Source organism: Acinetobacter sp. N1-1, from assembly GCF_056711485.1.
On sequence record NZ_JBWXUO010000012.1, the window covers coordinates 1966577 to 1984518 of the forward strand.

Consider the following 17942-nt stretch of genomic DNA (forward strand, 5'->3'; position numbering starts at 1 on the left):
TCATCTAAACCTCAAGAATTTAGTTTGACCACCCACCACCTAAAGCACTAATAAGAGCTACACTATTTTGCAACTGAGTAGACTGTAACTGTAATAAACTTTGCTGACTACTCAAACGTGTTGCTTCTGTTGTTGCCACACTTGTATAGTCAATTACACCTTCTTCATACTGATTACGAATAATCCTTGCAGACTCAGTTGCAGCCGCCAATGCTTTTTGCTGTGCAGCAAACTCTTTTTCTAAGCTTGTCGATTTCACCAAATAATCTTCTACATTTTGCATTGCATCTAAAACTGTCTGACGATAGCTTGCAACAGTTTCATCATATGCCGCACGTGCAGAAGCTACTTTAGCTTTATTCGAACCAAAATCTAGTATGCTTTGACTCGCAGATGCACCTAAAGACCAAATAGATGTTGCAGCAGAAAAGAGATCAGATAAATGACTACTACTATAGCCTGCACTGCTTGATAAACTTAAACTTGGAAAGTAACCAGCAATTGCAATACCAATCGCCTCATTAGCAGCAGCCACACGGCGCTCTGCTGCTGCAATATCTGCACGGCGCTCTAATAATTCACTTGGCAATTCGATAGGAATATTTGGAATAGAAACCGCTTTATTTTGCTTCTCTAAATTAAAATCAGCAGGCATTTTCCCAATAAGTACTGCAATTGCATGCTCATACTGTGCCCTTTGCCAAATTAAATCTTCACGAGATGCAATACTACTATGCAAAGATTGCTCTGCCTGCGTAAGATCAGATTTTGCAATAATCCCTTCACTATATTTTGCATTTAATACCTGTGAATATTTGCGATAAACCTCTATGGTCTGATCATACAAATGAATTCTCTGATCAAGCACACGGAGTGCAAAATAACTCTGTGCTAAAGTAGTTTGCGCGCTAAGTGTTGCATTTGCCAAGTCAGCCAGACTCGCTTGTGTACTGGCTGTATTTTCTTGTACCTGTCTTTTGAGTTTTCCCCACAGGTCTAGCTCCCATGATGCACCAAGACTAGCTGTATAACTATTTGTAACCCCTGCCGTCTTTCCTGAACGTGTAGCACTTGGTCCAAGTGTCACACTTGGAAATAAACTACTCCGTGATTGATCAACTAATGCTGCTGCCTGCTGATATTTTGCAATATACTGAGCAATATTTTGGTTAGAAATTACAACTTGTTCTTCTAGCTGATTAAGAATCGGATCATGATAGACCTCCCACCAATTTCCTTTTGCTTGAGCATCTAATGGAGTTGCAACTTTCCATCCTTTTATTTCTTTAAACTCAAGTGGCGTTTTAATTACAGGTTTTTGATAATTTGGCCCAACAGTACACCCAGTCACAATAGGTAAAAATACAACAAGCGACCACAACAATTTATTTTTTAGCATACTAAGACTCATCTGTAACCTTTGTTGTAGAGTGATAAAAAGACTGCCATAGTCCTTTCACCCATGTTCCAAAGCGATCTAAATAAACATACACAACAGGCGTTGTATAAAGTGTCAAAATTTGGCTCAAGGCAAGTCCACCACAAATAGCATATCCAAGCGGATGATGTAACTCTGCATTACCACCTGTTTCCAACATGAGAGGTACTGCACCAAAAAAAGCAGCCATAGTAGTCATTAAAATTGGGCGGAACCGTTTCGAACATGCCTCAACAATTGCCTGTTCTGGATGAAGATCTCTTTTCCTTTCTGCATCTTGTGCAAAATCAACCATAAGAATTGCATTTTTTTTCACAATTCCAATCAGTAGTAAAACACCAATAAATGCAATCACTGTAAACTGAGTGTTCGTAAGAATAAGTAGAATAAGGGCCCCTACGCCTGCCGATGGCAAAGTAGATAAAATGGTAATGGGATGAATCCAACTTTCATACAAAATACCCAGTAATATATAGATCGTTGCCAATGCTGCAAGGATCAACCATGGGATATTCTTGACCAACGACTCATAAACCTTCGCTGTTCCTTGCAAGCCACCATGAACTGAGTCCGGCATACCAATTTTTGCGATTGTTTCATTAATTGCTTGTTGTGCTTGCTCCAATGAAACACCATCAGCCAAATTAAAGGCAATAGTTGTCGTGGCCATCTGATCTTGATGTGCAACGGACAATGAGGTATTACCATAACTTAAATGAGCAAAATCAGACACAGGAACTGCCTGATTATTACTTGTCATTACCTTCAACTCATTCAGTACATTTGGATCTTGCGTATAATCTGAAGATAAACCCAAAATCGTATAATATTGATTTAGCATTCGATACTGTGTCGCAATTTGTCGTTGACTAAATGCATTATTCAAAAATGTATCTATATCATTGACATTCAGTCCATATCGTTTAGCAGCCTCACGGTCAATCACAATCCTTACTTCTTGCCCGCCTGTTTGTGAATCTGTATCTACACTTGTCAGTTGAGGTAATTGTTTTAATGCCGCATAAACAATTGGTGCCCATTGCCGTAGCACTCCTAGATCATCACTTTGCAAACTATATTGATACGTTGCATTTGCACTTCTTCCACCAACACGTAAATCTTGTGCAGGCATCAGAAATACCGATGCGCCTGGAATATTTTTATTTTTCATAGTCAATATATTTGCAATTTCCATTGCAGATTGATGACGTTCACTTAGATCTTTTAAACGAATAAAAAAAGTCCCAGTATTACGTGCACCAAAACCTCCACCACCTGTCGAAGACATCACATATTTTACGTTCGGATCATGCATCAAAGACTGTGCAACTTCTTTTAACTTTGGTTCAAATGCTTGAAAACTTGTATTTTGATCTCCTCGAACCATTCCCATAAGCATTCCCGTATCCTGATCTGGGAAAAATCCTTTTTGCACGACTGTGTACAAATATATATTACAAAATATGGTCAGTAATAATGTCAGTATAGTTAAGCGCTTATGCCTCATAACAACATGCAAACTTTTTACATATCCATCATGGATTCGGTTTAAAAGCCGTTCAATCCACAAATAAAACTTATTTTTAGTCTGTGTTTGCTCTATATCATGCTTTAAGACCGTTGCGCATAACATTGGTGTTAATGTTAAAGACAAAAACATAGAAAAAACAAGAGAAATAGAAAGCGTGACTGCAAACTCACGAAAAAGACGACCGAGCATACCTCCCATTAAAAGTAATGGAATAAATACAGCAATCAAAGAAGCTGTCATAGACAGTACTGTAAAACCTATTTCACGACTACCATCTAAAGCAGCTTGAATAGGTTTTTTACCCATCTCTAAATGACGACTAATATTCTCAAGTACAACAATTGCATCATCTACTACAAATCCTGTTGCAATAATCAATGCAAGCATAGACAAAGAATCTAGCGTATAACCCAATAGATACATTGCAGTGAACGTACTAATAATAGAAATAGGCAAGGCAACAGCAGGAATGAGTAAAGCACGTGCATTTCTAAGAAATATAAATACCACAGCAATAACCAAAAGAATGGCGATCACAAGTGTCATTTCTGTATCATGCAAAGCACTACGTGTTAAAGATGAACGATCAATGGTAAACGTTAAATGTGTATCAGCTGGTAACATTTCATTTAAAACAGGGATTTCAGCCTTAATTGCATCAATCGTTTTTAACATATTGGCATTGGCTTGGCGCGTAATCGAAATCATTACAGCGGGCTCATTATTTAAATAACCTGCCGCATATAAATCCTGTACCGAGTCTTTCACCGACGCTACATCTTTTAGGCGAATGGCTGTGCCATTTTTATAGGCAACAACAACTTCTTGATACTGCTTTGCACTGGTCAACTGCCCATTGGCATCAATCCATAAATTATAATCTTTCCCATTCAATTGCCCTTTAGGCATATTGGTTGTTGCATTGTTAATTGCTGCACGTACTGTATCTAAAGATATTCCATAACTTTCGAGTGCCTTAGGCTCTAATGAAACACGTACAGCAGGTAGTGCACTTCCACGAATAGAAACCTGTCCAACACCTTGCACCTGTGCCAGCTTTTGTTGCAGTTTACTTGAAGCTAAATCGTAGAGCTGACCACGATTAAAATGTGATGACGTTAAAGATAAAATAACTATTGGTGCATCTGAAGGGTTTGCCTTTCGATATGTTGGCAATGTTTTCATACTGCTGGGAAGTAGACTTCTTGCAGCATTAATTGCAGCCTGCACATCACGTGCGGCACTATCAATATCTTTATCTAAGTCAAATTGCACAATCACACTGGTCGACCCCTGCCCACTGTTCGAGGTCATTTCAGTGATGCCTGCAACCTGTCCTAAAGCACGCTCTAACGGCGTTGCAACCGTCGCAGCCATCGTTTCAGGGCTTGCACCTGCCAAACTACCTTGCACAACAATAGTTGGCGTATCAATTTTTGGCATAGGTGCAACAGGCATTAGATAAAAAGACAGGACTCCCAATAGAGTCAGTGCCAAACTAATGAGTAATGTACCTACAGGACGCAGAATAAATATTTTTGAGAAATTCAACTTATTTCTCCTGACCTATAGCCTGTTTACCATGAGCAAGTCGTTCAAATGCCAAGTAAATAATTGGTGTAGTAAACAACGTAAGTACTTGACTTAATAGCAACCCACCAACAATGACTAATCCTAAAGGCTGACGTAACTCTGCACCAGATCCAGAAGCAAGCATAAGTGGAACAGCACCAAGCAAGGCTGCACAAGTCGTCATTAAAATAGGGCGAAACCTTAAAATACAAGCTTGGTACATTGCTTCAGTTGCATTTTTCCCTTCACGCTGTGCTTCTAAAGCAAAATCAATCAGCATAATCGCATTTTTCTTTACGATACCAATGAGCAGAATCACGCCAATCAATGCAATTAGTGAAAATTCTGTATTGGTTAAGCGAAGTGCAAGCAAAGCACCAATTGCAGCAGATGGTAACGTTGAAAGTACTGTAATTGGATGAATCCAACTTTCATACAAAATACCAAGTACAATATACATTGTAAGTAATGCAGCCAAAATCAACCACAATGTATTTGAACCTGAAGTACTATAAGCAAGTAATGCACCTTGATACTTCACATTAATCGTTTTAGGTAGACCAATTTCTTGTTTAATTTGTTCAAAGGCTGCTTTTGCTTCCTCTAAGGTATAACCTTGATTCACATTAAAAGATAATGTTGTAGCTGGAGTCTGATTAATTCTGGTATACCCCTGATAGCCCATTTTTTCAGATACCGTCACCAAATTACTCAGAGGCACCATAGAAGTCGATGAAGTCGTTACTGTTCCATCTGAATTCGTTGTGGTTGAAGCAGTACCTGAAACATAAATATTGGAAAAATCAGATAAGTCTTGGCGGTACGGCTTTTCAACCTCTAAAACCACACGATACTGATTCGCCTGTGTATAGATAGTAGAAATTAAACGCTGACCAAATGCATTATAAAGAGCCGTATCAATATCAGTTGCTGTAATACCATAGCGGCCTGCCGCAGTACGATTGATTTCTAAATATGCAATATTGGCTTTATTCTGCAAGTTTTGATTTACTGCTGAAAAAATTGGATTTTTCTGCATTGCTTCAACAAGCTTAGGTGCCCATATCTCTAAATCTTTCTGATCAGGTGTATCTAACGTGAGCTGATACTGACTCGGTGTTACTTGGTCATCAACGCTCAAATCTTGATTTTTAATAGCATACAACTTAATTCCTGCCACATGTGATGCCTCTTCCTTTAGACGCTCAATTACTACATCAGCCTTATCTCGTTCAGAAAAATCTTTTAAACTAATTTGTAGTCGCCCTGTGTTCAGGGTGGTATTGTTTGTTGCATCTATGCCTACAATCGAAGAAATTGAAGCAACAGCAGGATCTTTTTGCAACACTTGAACCAGTGCTTGCTGTCTTCTCGACATTTCAGCAAAAGATACATTTTGGGGTGCAATAGATATCCCCTGAATCATACCTGTATCTTGTGATGGGAAAAAACCTTTTGGAATCCAAACATACAAAAGACCAGTAAGAACCAAAGTAAATATTGCAACCACTAGCGTTAACCGCTGATGACGAAATACAACTTTTAAACAATGCTCATAACCATGCAATATACGATCAAAACCACGACCAAAATTACGTGCAACAGCATTATGTTTTTCTTCAGGAATATGCTTAAGCAAATAAGCACTTAACATTGGCGTAAGCGTTAAAGAAACAAACATAGATACAAAAATAGCTACCGCAAGTGTAATCGAAAATTCTCTAAATAAACGTCCAATTACATCACCCATAAATAGCAGTGGAATTAATACAGCAACCAATGAGATTGTAAGTGAAATAATCGTAAAACCAATTTCACGCGCCCCCTTTAAAGCAGCCTGCATTGGTTTTTCACCATTTTCAATATGGCGCTGGATATTTTCTACAACAACAATCGCATCATCAATAACAAACCCTGTAGCAATAGTAAGTGCCATTAATGTCAAATTATTAATTGAAAACCCCGACAAATACATCACACCGAATGTGCCTATAATTGACAGCGGTACAGCAACACTTGGAATAAATGTTGCTGCAAAAGTTCTTAAAAATAAAAATGAAACCATGACCACTAAGCACATAGATAACATAAGTTCAAACTGCACATCATGAATAGATGCTCGAATGGTTTGTGTACGGTCTGATAAAATATCTAAATGGATTGATGCAGGTAAACTTTTTTGAATTTCAGGAAGCTGCTGTTTTATATCATCTGCAATAGAAACAACATTTGTCCCTGGTTGACGCTGCACATTCATAATAATGGCAGGCTTTCCATTTGCAGAAGCAGATTGATAAAGATCTTGTGGTGCTTCACTTACCGTTGCCACATCACGCAAGTAAATCGCACTTCCATTTTCATACTTTAAAATTAAATTTTTATAATCATCAATACTTCTAAGCTGATCATTGGCTTCAATAGTTACAGACTTACTTGGACCATCAAACCCACCTTTAGAACCATTTACATTTGAGTTACTAATGACGGTAGAAATATTAGCAAGTGTTAAACCATGATTTGTTAGCGCAGTAGGATTAACTTGAATACGTACTGCCGTTTGCTGTCCACCTGCAAGGCTTACAAGCCCCACACCCGAGATCTGTGATAACTTCAGAGCAACTCTATTATTTAAAATATCTTGTACTTTAATGAGCGGTAACGTGTCTGAAGTTGCTGCAATCGTTAAAATAGGTGCATCTGCGGGATTCACTTTCTTATATGTCGGTTTATTGGGTAAACCACTCGGCAATAGAGAATCAGCAGTATTAATAGCTGCCTGTACTTCTTGCTCTGCAACATCTAAAGACATCGTTAAACTAAATTTAAGTGTAATTACAGATGCTCCACCTGAACTCGTGGAATACATCTGCTTTAAGCCTGCCATTTGACCTAACTGACGTTCTAAAGGTGCTGTAACACCCGTTGTCATAACTTCAGGACCTGCACCTGGAAATTCAGTCGTTACCTGAATAATTGGATAATCCACTTCAGGAAGTGCCGATATTGATAAATTTTTATATGCCAAAATTCCACTTAAAATAAGTGCAATCATTAACAATAATGTAGCAACAGGCCGTTCTATAAAAATACGAGATGGATTCATAATAGTTTAGCGTGGTCCGTGATGACGAGGTGCAGGTGCATTATCTAAAATACGCGTATCTACTTTTTCAGGTGTAACTACTTTCACTTTCGAACCATTGCCTAAGGCATCCGTTCCCGTGGTTACTACCTGATCACCCAATTTTACACCTTCAAGTATTGTTGTTTTCCCATCATTCGTTTCAGGACCTGTTTTAACGATTACTTTCTTCACTTCAGAATGATTATTTACAATAAAGACATACTTACCAGCATCACTAAGTTGAATAGCAGCACTCGGTACAACAATTGCATCATCTAAAGTTTTAGTTGTCAGTTGAACATTCACAAATTGGTTGGGAAATAATTGATCTGTCTGATTTTCAAATATTGCTTTTAATGAAACCGTTCCTGTAGAGCTATCAATTTCATTACTAATCACAGCAACTTTACCTTCAGCAATCTTACTTTTACCGCTTTGATCATAGGCACTTACTGTTAATGTTTTTCCGTCACGTAAAGGTTTAATTACATCTACAATTTGTGCTTGTGGGATACTAAATACAACAGCAATAGGCTTGGTTTGCGTAATTACTGCAATCGCTGTGCTATCTGCACTTACAGCATTTCCTATATCTACTTTTCTTAAACCAATATACCCAGAAATTGGTGCAACAATACGCCCATAACCAATATTAAGCTTAGCTGCTTGAATTTGTCCAAGTGCTGCTTTTACTGCACCTTCATACTGTCCTGCTGTTGCAATTTGTGTATCTAAATCTTGTTTAGAAATAGATTCTTTTTCATATAACCTTTGATATCTTGCTAAAGTTAAACGTGCATTTTTTAGTTGTGCTTGGTTTTGAGCCAGTGTGCCTTCATACTGCTCTAATGTTGCTTGAGATGGTTTTACATCAACTTGGGCAAGTAACTCCCCTTCATGAACATACTGTCCCTCTTTAAAATAAATATTTTGTAAATTCCCCGTTATTCTACTAGTCACTGTCACTGTTTTATTTGCTGTAACTGTTCCAAGAGCATTTACAAGCACAGGAACAGCTTGTGTAGTTGCCACACCTACTTGTACAGGAGTACTCATAGATTCAGGCATACCACGCGAGTGACTAGAAGATTTTGATTTAATAAAAAAATAAGCCGCTGTAATCACAACAATTAAGATCAAGAATATAAAGATCGTTTTAATTTTTCGCGACATAATAAAACCTTAAAAGAGTTAAAATATTTTCTGCACAAATTAAAGCAGGATAATGTTTCAAACAGATAATTTAACGATATTATTCAATAATTTCATGAAGTAATTATGTTATTAATGTAAAAGCATCTGTAGAAATCCTTATTTTTTATTGTTTTTACAAAAAATGAGGAATATTTTAGATAATATATATAATTTCAAAGACAAAATATGTGTTTCTTACTAAAAATGATTAATTTTAAAACATTCAAGTGAATATTTCATAATGCATGCTTGACGATATACAAAATCAAACATAGAATGCGTATCAGATTCTCCAATAGCTCAGTCGGTAGAGCGACGGACTGTTAATCCGCAGGTCCCTGGTTCGAGCCCAGGTTGGAGAGCCAAGATTCTAAAAACCCCATATATAAGAATATATGGGGTTTTTTCTTATTGCATATAAAAAAATAAAATGCTTTTTGAAAGCATTTTATTCATATGATCTAATGACTTTGATTACTACTTGCTGTAGTTGCTTCCGGATCTGATGCAAGGGCACGCTCTTCATCTTGTTGCGCAAACTTTTCAGCATAGCCTGCTCGTTCAGATGCATATTTTTTATTAGTTTTTGCATCTTGTGATGCAGCTACAAATAAAAGCAACACCAATAAAATAGGTATAAGCAGAGCAACAGAAAAAATAATCCAACGCTTGCGGTTTCTTGTACGTATATCTTCGCTCATACTTACTACTCTCTTAAAGCAAACTCATAAATATTCCAATAAATACCATAATACCCACCCACCGATTATGTAAAAACATTTTAAAACAGCGCTGTGGGTTACGATCCTTAATTTGATACCATTGATAAAGATAATCAATCAGCACACATGAAAGTGCTATCGTACCATATGGGTGCAAAATATCATCACGAAACAAAGCCCAACCAATGAGAAACAAACTTACGAGTTGTAATAATGCAATAATTTGCACATCGTAACGACCAAATAAAATAGCTGTAGACTTTACACCTATTTTTAAATCATAAACACGATCTGTGATGGCATATTGAGTATCATATGCCACCGTCCACGTTAAATTTCCAAAATATAAAAGCCAACAAGTTAAGTCTAAAGGTCTGCCCACTGCTGTAAATGCCATCGGTATAGACCAAGAAAATGCCGCACCTAAAACGACTTGGGGCAAATGCGTATAGCGTTTCATAAAAGGATAAATAAACGCTAGAAATAGTGCACCAAAAGAACAATAAAACGTTGCAATTGGCAAAAAGAAAAGTAAGCATGCACTGGCTAAAACAAGAAGAATAAATACAGCAACCGCTTCTTTGGGCGTAATCACTCCCGTGGCTAAAGGCCTGTTTTTGGTTCTTTCAACATGACCATCCACTTTACGATCTGCAAAGTCATTAATAGCACAACCTGCTGCACGCATAAAAATAGCACCAAGTGCCATTAATATAAGGATTTTAAAGTTTGGCATACCGCCTGCTGCAACCCATAATGCCCACAATGTTGGCCAAAGTACCAACTCTGTACCAATTGGTCGGTCAAAACGACATAAGTAATAATATGCTTTTAGGCGTTCAGCCCATGTTATTTGTTTATTCACCACTATTAGGCCTTACTATACTCATATTCTTGAATAAAATTTTCAAATGCAGGTAGAAACGTTTCTTGTACGATAAACTTACAACCATGCCATGTATAACAGCTCTGCCTCGTCCACCCTTCATTTAAATAGACCACACGGCGTTCACATAAAGGCAATGTACGCTGAAACAAAAAGAAGCCTATAGGCTTTGTCCCTAAATGTCTAAAAATACGTGCTTTCTTTTGTAAACTTAAAATAGGAAAAATACTTTTTGCTTTTACCCATGGTATATCTTCACAACCAAACAAAAATGCTTCTCTGACCCACGAGGTATGATAGCTTGGCATTTTTAACCATGTACTATCTCTAAGATTTAATCGCTCAAAAGACGAGTGTATCGGTTCAACATGAAAATTCCCATATGCAAGGCGTGTTAACTGCTGAGTTAAAGAGCCCGAAGCGTATAACCAATCATATAAATAAGGAGGAATATTTTTGAGCGGTTTTTGAGCTTTACCAATACGACGCTTCTGTTGCATATCACTACATATTATTTTAAACGCTGTTAGTGTAACTGAAAATGATTTGATCGCCATCCACAATTTTATTGTTTATATATAAGCACAGTTGAAAGTACATTCCATCATCGAAGAAAACCTGCCTGCTCTAAAGCCTGTTTTAAGCGATCAGACATAAATAAAGAACCATGTAATGCAGGATCGTGCCATAAATCTAAATCACAGTTTGATGCCTCACTTGAGAGTGCAATTGTATCGTTAAATTCATCACCGTGAAGAAGTCGATATGAAGTTACGTTTCCTTTGAGACGTTGACGATCTTTTAGCTCACCCTCACAAAACTCAGGCAGAAGATAATTACGCCAATCGGTCAAGCACATCAAATAATAGGTTTCATTATTTACCGGTTGATTGGTTTCATAATGATATAAACGAATTGGAAAAAACTGCGTCCCTTGCCCTAAGTTAAATTGTTGAATGAGCTGATAGCCTTCTTCAGTACATATTTTATAGCCATCTAGTGTTTTGAAAAAACCATGAAACTCTTGGTGAATGTCTTTAATTTCTGAACGAGGATCTGAGGTATACATTCGGGTTGGTGCATGTTCTATAGATAATGGTTCATAGTTTAAATAAGCGTCGTGAATTGTAATGGATGCTTTCATTAGACAATGAAATTCCTCGTCTTCACTTGTACTACGCGTTTTATATTCAATGTCATGTAAACGCAGTAGATCAAAATTTTCTGGAAAATCCATATCAAAATTAAAAGATTTCTTTTGAGCTTCAACTGCTTGATAACAACTATACCAAATTGGAGATAAAGCGATAATACCCCTAAAAAAATACCCACCATAATGGTGGGTACTTTAACGTAAATTCAAATCATTAAGCGACAATATTTAGTGTTACATCAATATTGCCACGAGTTGCATTTGAGTATGGGCATACAATATGTGCAGCATCTACCAATTTCTGAGCAGCTTCTTGCTCCATCTCTGGCAAATGAATATTTAATGTCACTTGAATACCAAAACCATTTGGAATTGGACCAATGCCTACTTCACCTTCAATAAAAGTATCTTTTGGCATCGCAATTTTGTCACGACCCGATACAAACTTCATTGCCCCTAGGAAGCATGCAGAATAGCCTGCTGCAAAAAGTTGTTCAGGGTTAGTTGCTTCACCGCCTGCACCACCCATTTCTTTTGGTACACCAAGTTTAACATCTAGTACACCATCACTTGATGTTGCACGACCATCACGACCACCCGTTGCTTTTGCTTTTGCTGTATAAACGACTTGTTCCAATGACATTGTTATTACTCCACCGCTAATAATGATTGCTTACTATTATATCGTACACGATATAAAATACCCGTCAACTATCCCTTGACATTATTTTTCCTTATTTCTGATTTAACTTATCACGCACTGCATTCAACTGTTGTTTTATTTCTATCATTGTTTGTAAATCACAATCAGAGGCACATTGTATTTGATGCGGTATATCTTTCATCTTTTCTTTTAATTGAATACCCTCTTCTGTTAAAGACACAACAACCTGTCTTTCATCTTGTTTTGACCGATTACGTACCAACCACTTTAAAGACTCTAATCGTTTTAGCAGTGGTGTAAGTGTAGATGACTCTAAAAATAACCTCTTACCAATACTTGAAACAGTTAAATGGTCTTCTTCCCATAACACCAACAAAACTAAATATTGTGGATAGGTTAACCCCCACGGTGAAAGCAACTTCCTATATGTCTGATTTAAAGACAAGTTTATAGAGTAGACGGCGAAACAAAACTGGTTATCTAATTTTAATAATTCATCTTGTTCAAACATCATACAACTCACTTTACGCATCAAATTAGACATAGCAGTTTACTACAAAATAAGAAATATATTTGTATCCCATCCTCACATACAAAAAAGCCCTTATCTCAAATAAGGGCTTTCGTTTAGGAGAGTAAAATTATTCAACAAGTAATTCTTTCTCTGAAATATCTGTACCATATACAGGCTTCAGGGTTTTTTCATATGCTTGTTGCATTACGCCTTCTTTCGTCAGCTTATCCATATCTTTATTTAGCCAGTCAAGCAATGCTGTATCGCCTTTTTTCACCGCAGGAGCAATAAAGTCATGCTGACCTAACGTTGGAATGCCGACTTTAAAGTTTGGATTCTCTTTTGCCCACGCAAGTACCAATAAGTTGTCATGTGCAAGTGCCGCACCACGCCCATCTTTTAATGCATCAAAAGTTTCAGTATTTTGCTCATACTTTTGTAGCTTAATTTCAGGATGATTCTTGGTAAAGAAGTTATCTGCCGTTGTGCCTTTATTCACAAGTAAGATTTTATCTTTAAGTTGTGTTAAATCTGTAATTTGATGATCTTTAGGAGAAACAATACCTAAAGCTACTTTAAGATATGGCTTTGCATAATCTACAACTTCTTTACGTTCAGGCGTAATTGTGAAGTTTGCAAAAATAATATCTACTTTATTCGATTTTAGATATTCAACACGGTTTGCGGCTTCTGTTGGAACGAATTGAACTTTCTTCTCGTCGCCTAATAAATCTTTTGCAACGTGTTTAGCAATTTCAACATCAAAACCTTGGTTATTGCCTTTTTCATCTAAATAACCAAATGGTGGCTTGTCTGTAAATACACCAATACGCACCACATCATTCTTCTTAATACGATCAATTGATGACAAATTTGCATCTGCAGATTGTTCTTGCTTACTACATGCTGTAATTCCCATAGCAAGTAATGATGCTACAACAAGCACCTTTGCACCACGAATAAATCCCATACTCTTATACCTTTTAAATGTTATATTTTTAACACTAATATGCCAAAATATTTAAGAAGTTACGTGCACGCTCTGTTTTTGGATGTTCAAAAAACTCCTTTGGCGATGCCTCCTCAATAATATGACCTTCATCCATAAATATAATACGATCTGCTACTTTTCGTGCAAACGACATTTCATGCGTCACTATTAACATCGTCATGCCCTGCTCTGCAAGTTCAAGCACAACATCTAATACCTCTCTCACCATCTCAGGGTCGAGTGCTGCCGTAATTTCATCCATAAGAATCACTTCAGGACTCATGACCAAAGCACGTACAATTGCAATACGTTGTTTCTGCCCACCTGACAACTCTCGAGGGTATGCATTCTTTTTATGCAGAAGTCCTACACGCGTTAAAAGCTCATCGGCAAGTTTTTCAACATCTTTTGCATTTCTTTTCTGGACTTTAACAGGGCCAAGTAAAATATTATCTAAAATGGTCATATGACCAAATAATTCATAGTTTTGAAAAACCATACCCACTTTGGCACGTGCTTTTTCCCAACGAATATCTTTTCCAAGTACACCACTACCATCTAAAACAATTTGACCACCTTGTATCGTTTCCAAACCATTTATACAGCGTAGTAAAGTACTTTTACCACAACCCGATGGACCCAAAATAACAACAACTTCCCCACGCTGTACATTTAAGTCTACGCCTTTGAGTACAGCTATTGCACCGAAAGATTTCTGTAGCTGTTGAATGGATAATAAAGCCATGATTTGCCTACTCCCAAATCTTTTCTAAATATGCAGCCAACTTTGATAATGGGTAACATATTGCAAAATATAGAATAAAAATAAAGCCATATATCCATAGCGATGCATTTGGCACAACCAATAGAGAGTTCTCAATCAATTGCTGTCCTACCTTAATTACATCAGCCACACCAATTAACACAGCCAAAGAACTTGTTTGCACCATACGTGTAAATAAGTTAATACTTCCTGGGGTCACACGCTTCAGACTTTGCGGTAAAACAATATAATAAAGCGTTTGCCAATGCGTCATTCCTAATGCATAACTGGTATCACGTTGATGTTTATCAATCGACAAAATCGCAGCACGAACAAGATCGCCCATTTCTGCAGTTCCCCACATAATAAAAACCAAAATACATACGCTAAAAGAAGAAAGTTGCCAATTAAACCATGTTGCAAAACCAAAGTAGAAAATAAACAACCACACCAATATTGGAATAATACGAATAGATTCTAGATATAAACGACAGACACTACGAACTATCAGACTTTTAGATGTCATAATAATCCCAAATATTGCACCCAAAATGGCTGCAAAAAATATTGAGATAAATGATATTTTAATTGTTTCAATTAGACCAAACATCAACCGTTCAAGGTGAGCTGGTTGAAATAAATACTCAAGCACCATGACTCACCTTACGACTACGATATTCAAGAAAACTTGTGATTAAAGAAACAGGTAATAATATAATTAAATAAGAACTCACCAGTAAAAACAAAGCTTCTGTCGTCTTATAGTCCATACCAATTAAGTCTTTAGTGACAAATAACAACTCGACAACAGCAATAGCACTTACAATCGAACTTTCTTTAATAAGAAATAAACAATTTGCACCAATTGATGGTACAGAAATGGCGAATGCTTGAGGAAATGTGATATATCTAAATATTTGGGTAGGTCTTAAACCTATACTTTTAGCAGCATCAATTTGACCTTTAGGAACAGCTTGTAAGCCTGCCCTAAATGCCTCAGCCATATAACTTCCGCCTAAGAAATTTAAACCAATAACACCACACGTAAACCCTTCTAATTTTATACCTATTTTAGGTAAACCATAATAAAGAAAGAATAGCTGAATAAGTAATGGTGTATTGCGAGAAAGTTGAATATAAATTTTTGCAACTGTATCTAAAACATATATTTTATACGTCACAACAATTGCACACAGCAACCCTAAAAGCACTGCCAAAATAATGCTCATGCCTGAGATTTTTAAAGTTGTTAATATCGCATGTCCAAATTGAGGTGCGACACTATAAATATATTGCCAGTTCAAAAGACATCCTAAGAGAAATATATATTTACTATAATTTTTTATTTTATTGGGTTTAGTGAATACTGAACAGTACAATGATTAGAATAAAATAATATTTACATATTACATTTATTGATAAAATTTATTCTATTAATAAGAAAAATAGTCTTGAGTAAAAAATAAAAAAGCCTGCTTAAGCAGGCTTTTTTATTTAATGCTTAAACGCTGTAGTACATGTCAAATTCAACTGGATGAGTGGTCGTATTTAAACGACGAACTTCTTCAGTTTTTAACTCGATATACGCATCAAGCATATCTTTCGTGAATACACCGCCTCTTAACAAGAACTCTTGATCTGCTTCTAACGCATCTAGAGCCATTTCTAAGCTGTGTGCCACTGTTGGGATTTTTGCTTCTTCTTCAGGAGGAAGATCATACAAGTTCTTATCTGCTGCTTCACCCGGATGGATTTTATTTTGAATACCATCAAGACCTGCCATTAATAATGCAGAGAATGCTAAGTATGGGTTAGCTGCTGGATCAGGGAAACGTGCTTCAATACGTTTTGCTTTTGGACTAGAAACGTAAGGAATACGAATAGATGCTGAACGGTTACGTGCAGAGTAAGCAAGCATGATTGGCGCTTCATAGTGAGGAACCAAACGCTTATAAGAGTTTGTAGATGGGTTTGTTAAAGCATTTAGTGCACGTGCATGCTTAATTACACCACCAATGAAGTAAAGTGCAGTTTCTGATAAACCTGCATACTCATCACCAGCAAACAAGTTTTTGCCATCTTTTGCAATTGAGATATGTACATGCATACCTGAACCATTATCGCCTACCATTGGTTTTGGCATAAAGGTTGCTGTTTTTGCATATTGGTGAGCAACATTATGAATAACATATTTAAACTGTTGCACTTCATCAGCTTTACGTACCAATGTATTAAAGCTTACACCAATTTCTAACTGACAAGATGCAACTTCGTGATGGTGTACTTCCACACGGCCTTCACCCATCACTTCTTCAAGTTTTGCACACATTTCCGCACGCATGTCATGATGAGAATCTACAGGAGGAACTGGGAAGTAACCGCCTTTTACACGTGGACGGTGACCCGAGTTACCTGCATCAAAGTCTTTACCTGTAGACCATGCAGCCTCTTCAGCAAACAATGTATGACGTGCGCCAGACATATCAATGTCCCACTTCACTTCATCAAATACAAAAAATTCAGGTTCTGGGCCAAAAAATGCTGTGTCGCCAATTCCTGTAGATTTTAGATATTCTTCTGCACGACGTGCGATCGAACGTGGGTCACGTTCATAGCCTTGTCCTGTTGCAGGCTCTACAACATCACAAGTAACAACAATTGTTGGTTCTGCAAAGAATGGGTCAAGAAACGCACTCTCTGCATCTGGACGTAAAATCATATCTGATGCTTCAATGCCTTTCCATCCAGCAATTGAAGAACCATCAAACATCTTACCATCTTCAAAATTATCTTCATCTACAGAATGTGAAGGATACGTTACGTGTTGTTCTTTCCCTTTTGTATCTGTAAAGCGAAAATCAACCCATTTAGCGCCTGTTGCTTGAATGAGTTCTAGAACCTTGTTCGCCATGCTCTTTGCTCCAATATGAAGTATTTTATTGCACTTATGAAGTGCGTGTTACAGTTAATAGTTAGAAAGCAACTCTCATGCCAACTTTAGTCTAATATGAGAATGTTACAATACCAATCTATCTAATACAGTATTATTTTATTCGAATTACAATAAAATAATTATTCTTTTGATGCTAGTCATTGCACTACAGTAAAACAATTTATGAACATGATATACTTAATATATACCAATATTTATGTATAAATAGTATATACGGATTTAACACCAGTAAAAAACAGTGCAAAAATAAAAATAAATTATATATTTGCACCAAAATAGATCTAAAATTAAATTACAGTCTTACCTTATTCTCATTAAATTTATATGCCATAAAAGCTATTTGACTTTGAAAATGACATATATATGATGAGAAATAAAGCAGAACTACTACTTATTAAATAAGAAATGAAAAACATAAGGAAAAAAAGATCATATGA

Annotated in this window: 15 protein-coding genes and 1 tRNA gene; 1 reads left to right on the top strand and 15 read right to left on the bottom strand. The window is 36.7% G+C overall.

The genetic code is table 11. The annotated features are described in order from the left end of the window. Positions 1 to 19 precede the first annotated feature (19 nt). The 4 genes from AC1MPL_RS09735 to AC1MPL_RS09750 are packed head-to-tail and all read right to left on the bottom strand — an operon-like array spanning position 20 to position 8838. On the bottom strand, positions 20 to 1399 hold the full coding sequence (locus AC1MPL_RS09735) for an efflux transporter outer membrane subunit (protein ID WP_479765691.1): 1380 nt from the start codon (positions 1397 to 1399) through the stop codon (positions 20 to 22). 1 nt (position 1400) lies between these two features. Next, on the bottom strand, positions 1401 to 4520 hold the full coding sequence (locus tag AC1MPL_RS09740) for an efflux RND transporter permease subunit (RefSeq protein WP_479765693.1): 3120 nt from the start codon (positions 4518 to 4520) through the stop codon (positions 1401 to 1403). 1 nt (position 4521) lies between these two features. Beyond that, complete coding sequence (locus tag AC1MPL_RS09745) at positions 4522 to 7644, bottom strand: efflux RND transporter permease subunit (protein ID WP_479765694.1); 3123 nt, start codon at positions 7642 to 7644, stop codon at positions 4522 to 4524. Between the two features lie 6 nt (positions 7645 to 7650). Further along, positions 7651 to 8838 (bottom strand): efflux RND transporter periplasmic adaptor subunit, encoded by a 1188-nt coding sequence (locus AC1MPL_RS09750; RefSeq protein WP_479765695.1) that lies wholly within the window; start codon positions 8836 to 8838, stop codon positions 7651 to 7653. Between the two features lie 310 nt (positions 8839 to 9148). Between AC1MPL_RS09750 and AC1MPL_RS09755 the strand changes: the two genes are divergently transcribed. Further along, a tRNA-Asn gene (locus tag AC1MPL_RS09755) sits at positions 9149 to 9224 on the top strand. Between the two features lie 96 nt (positions 9225 to 9320). Here AC1MPL_RS09755 and AC1MPL_RS09760 read toward each other — a convergent pair. The 11 genes from AC1MPL_RS09760 to glnA form a co-directional block, all read right to left on the bottom strand. Continuing rightward, the gene (locus AC1MPL_RS09760; protein ID WP_479765697.1) at positions 9321 to 9560 is read right to left on the bottom strand and encodes a hypothetical protein; all 240 of its coding nucleotides are present in this window, start codon (positions 9558 to 9560) and stop codon (positions 9321 to 9323) included. A 13-nt stretch (positions 9561 to 9573) separates the two neighbouring features. After that, a complete protein-coding gene (gene ubiA / locus AC1MPL_RS09765; RefSeq protein ID WP_479765698.1) occupies positions 9574 to 10446 on the bottom strand; it encodes a 4-hydroxybenzoate octaprenyltransferase in 873 nt (290 codons plus the stop codon). A gap of 5 nt (positions 10447 to 10451) precedes the next feature. Then, the gene (locus AC1MPL_RS09770) at positions 10452 to 10967 is read right to left on the bottom strand and encodes a chorismate--pyruvate lyase family protein (protein ID WP_479765700.1); all 516 of its coding nucleotides are present in this window, start codon (positions 10965 to 10967) and stop codon (positions 10452 to 10454) included. Positions 10968 to 11071: 104 nt separating this feature from the next. After that, positions 11072 to 11704 (bottom strand): hypothetical protein, encoded by a 633-nt coding sequence (locus AC1MPL_RS09775; RefSeq protein ID WP_479765702.1) that lies wholly within the window; start codon positions 11702 to 11704, stop codon positions 11072 to 11074. A 130-nt stretch (positions 11705 to 11834) separates the two neighbouring features. Continuing rightward, on the bottom strand, positions 11835 to 12263 hold the full coding sequence (locus tag AC1MPL_RS09780; protein WP_195771794.1) for an organic hydroperoxide resistance protein: 429 nt from the start codon (positions 12261 to 12263) through the stop codon (positions 11835 to 11837). 91 nt (positions 12264 to 12354) lie between these two features. Continuing rightward, complete coding sequence (locus AC1MPL_RS09785) at positions 12355 to 12795, bottom strand: MarR family winged helix-turn-helix transcriptional regulator (RefSeq protein WP_479766215.1); 441 nt, start codon at positions 12793 to 12795, stop codon at positions 12355 to 12357. Between the two features lie 130 nt (positions 12796 to 12925). Further along, positions 12926 to 13768, bottom strand: coding sequence for a cysteine ABC transporter substrate-binding protein (locus AC1MPL_RS09790; protein ID WP_479765703.1), 843 nt, complete (start codon positions 13766 to 13768; stop codon positions 12926 to 12928). Between the two features lie 34 nt (positions 13769 to 13802). After that, positions 13803 to 14534, bottom strand: a complete 732-nt coding sequence (locus tag AC1MPL_RS09795) for an amino acid ABC transporter ATP-binding protein (protein WP_479765704.1) — start codon at positions 14532 to 14534, stop codon at positions 13803 to 13805. Between the two features lie 7 nt (positions 14535 to 14541). Then, the gene (locus AC1MPL_RS09800) at positions 14542 to 15207 is read right to left on the bottom strand and encodes an amino acid ABC transporter permease (RefSeq protein WP_479765705.1); all 666 of its coding nucleotides are present in this window, start codon (positions 15205 to 15207) and stop codon (positions 14542 to 14544) included. After that, positions 15197 to 15856, bottom strand: a complete 660-nt coding sequence (locus tag AC1MPL_RS09805) for an amino acid ABC transporter permease (protein WP_479765706.1) — start codon at positions 15854 to 15856, stop codon at positions 15197 to 15199. Before AC1MPL_RS09805 ends, AC1MPL_RS09800 begins: the two co-directional genes overlap by 11 nt. Before the next feature lie 197 nt (positions 15857 to 16053). Continuing rightward, complete coding sequence (gene glnA, locus AC1MPL_RS09810) at positions 16054 to 17463, bottom strand: type I glutamate--ammonia ligase (RefSeq protein WP_479765708.1); 1410 nt, start codon at positions 17461 to 17463, stop codon at positions 16054 to 16056. Positions 17464 to 17942 lie beyond the last annotated feature (479 nt).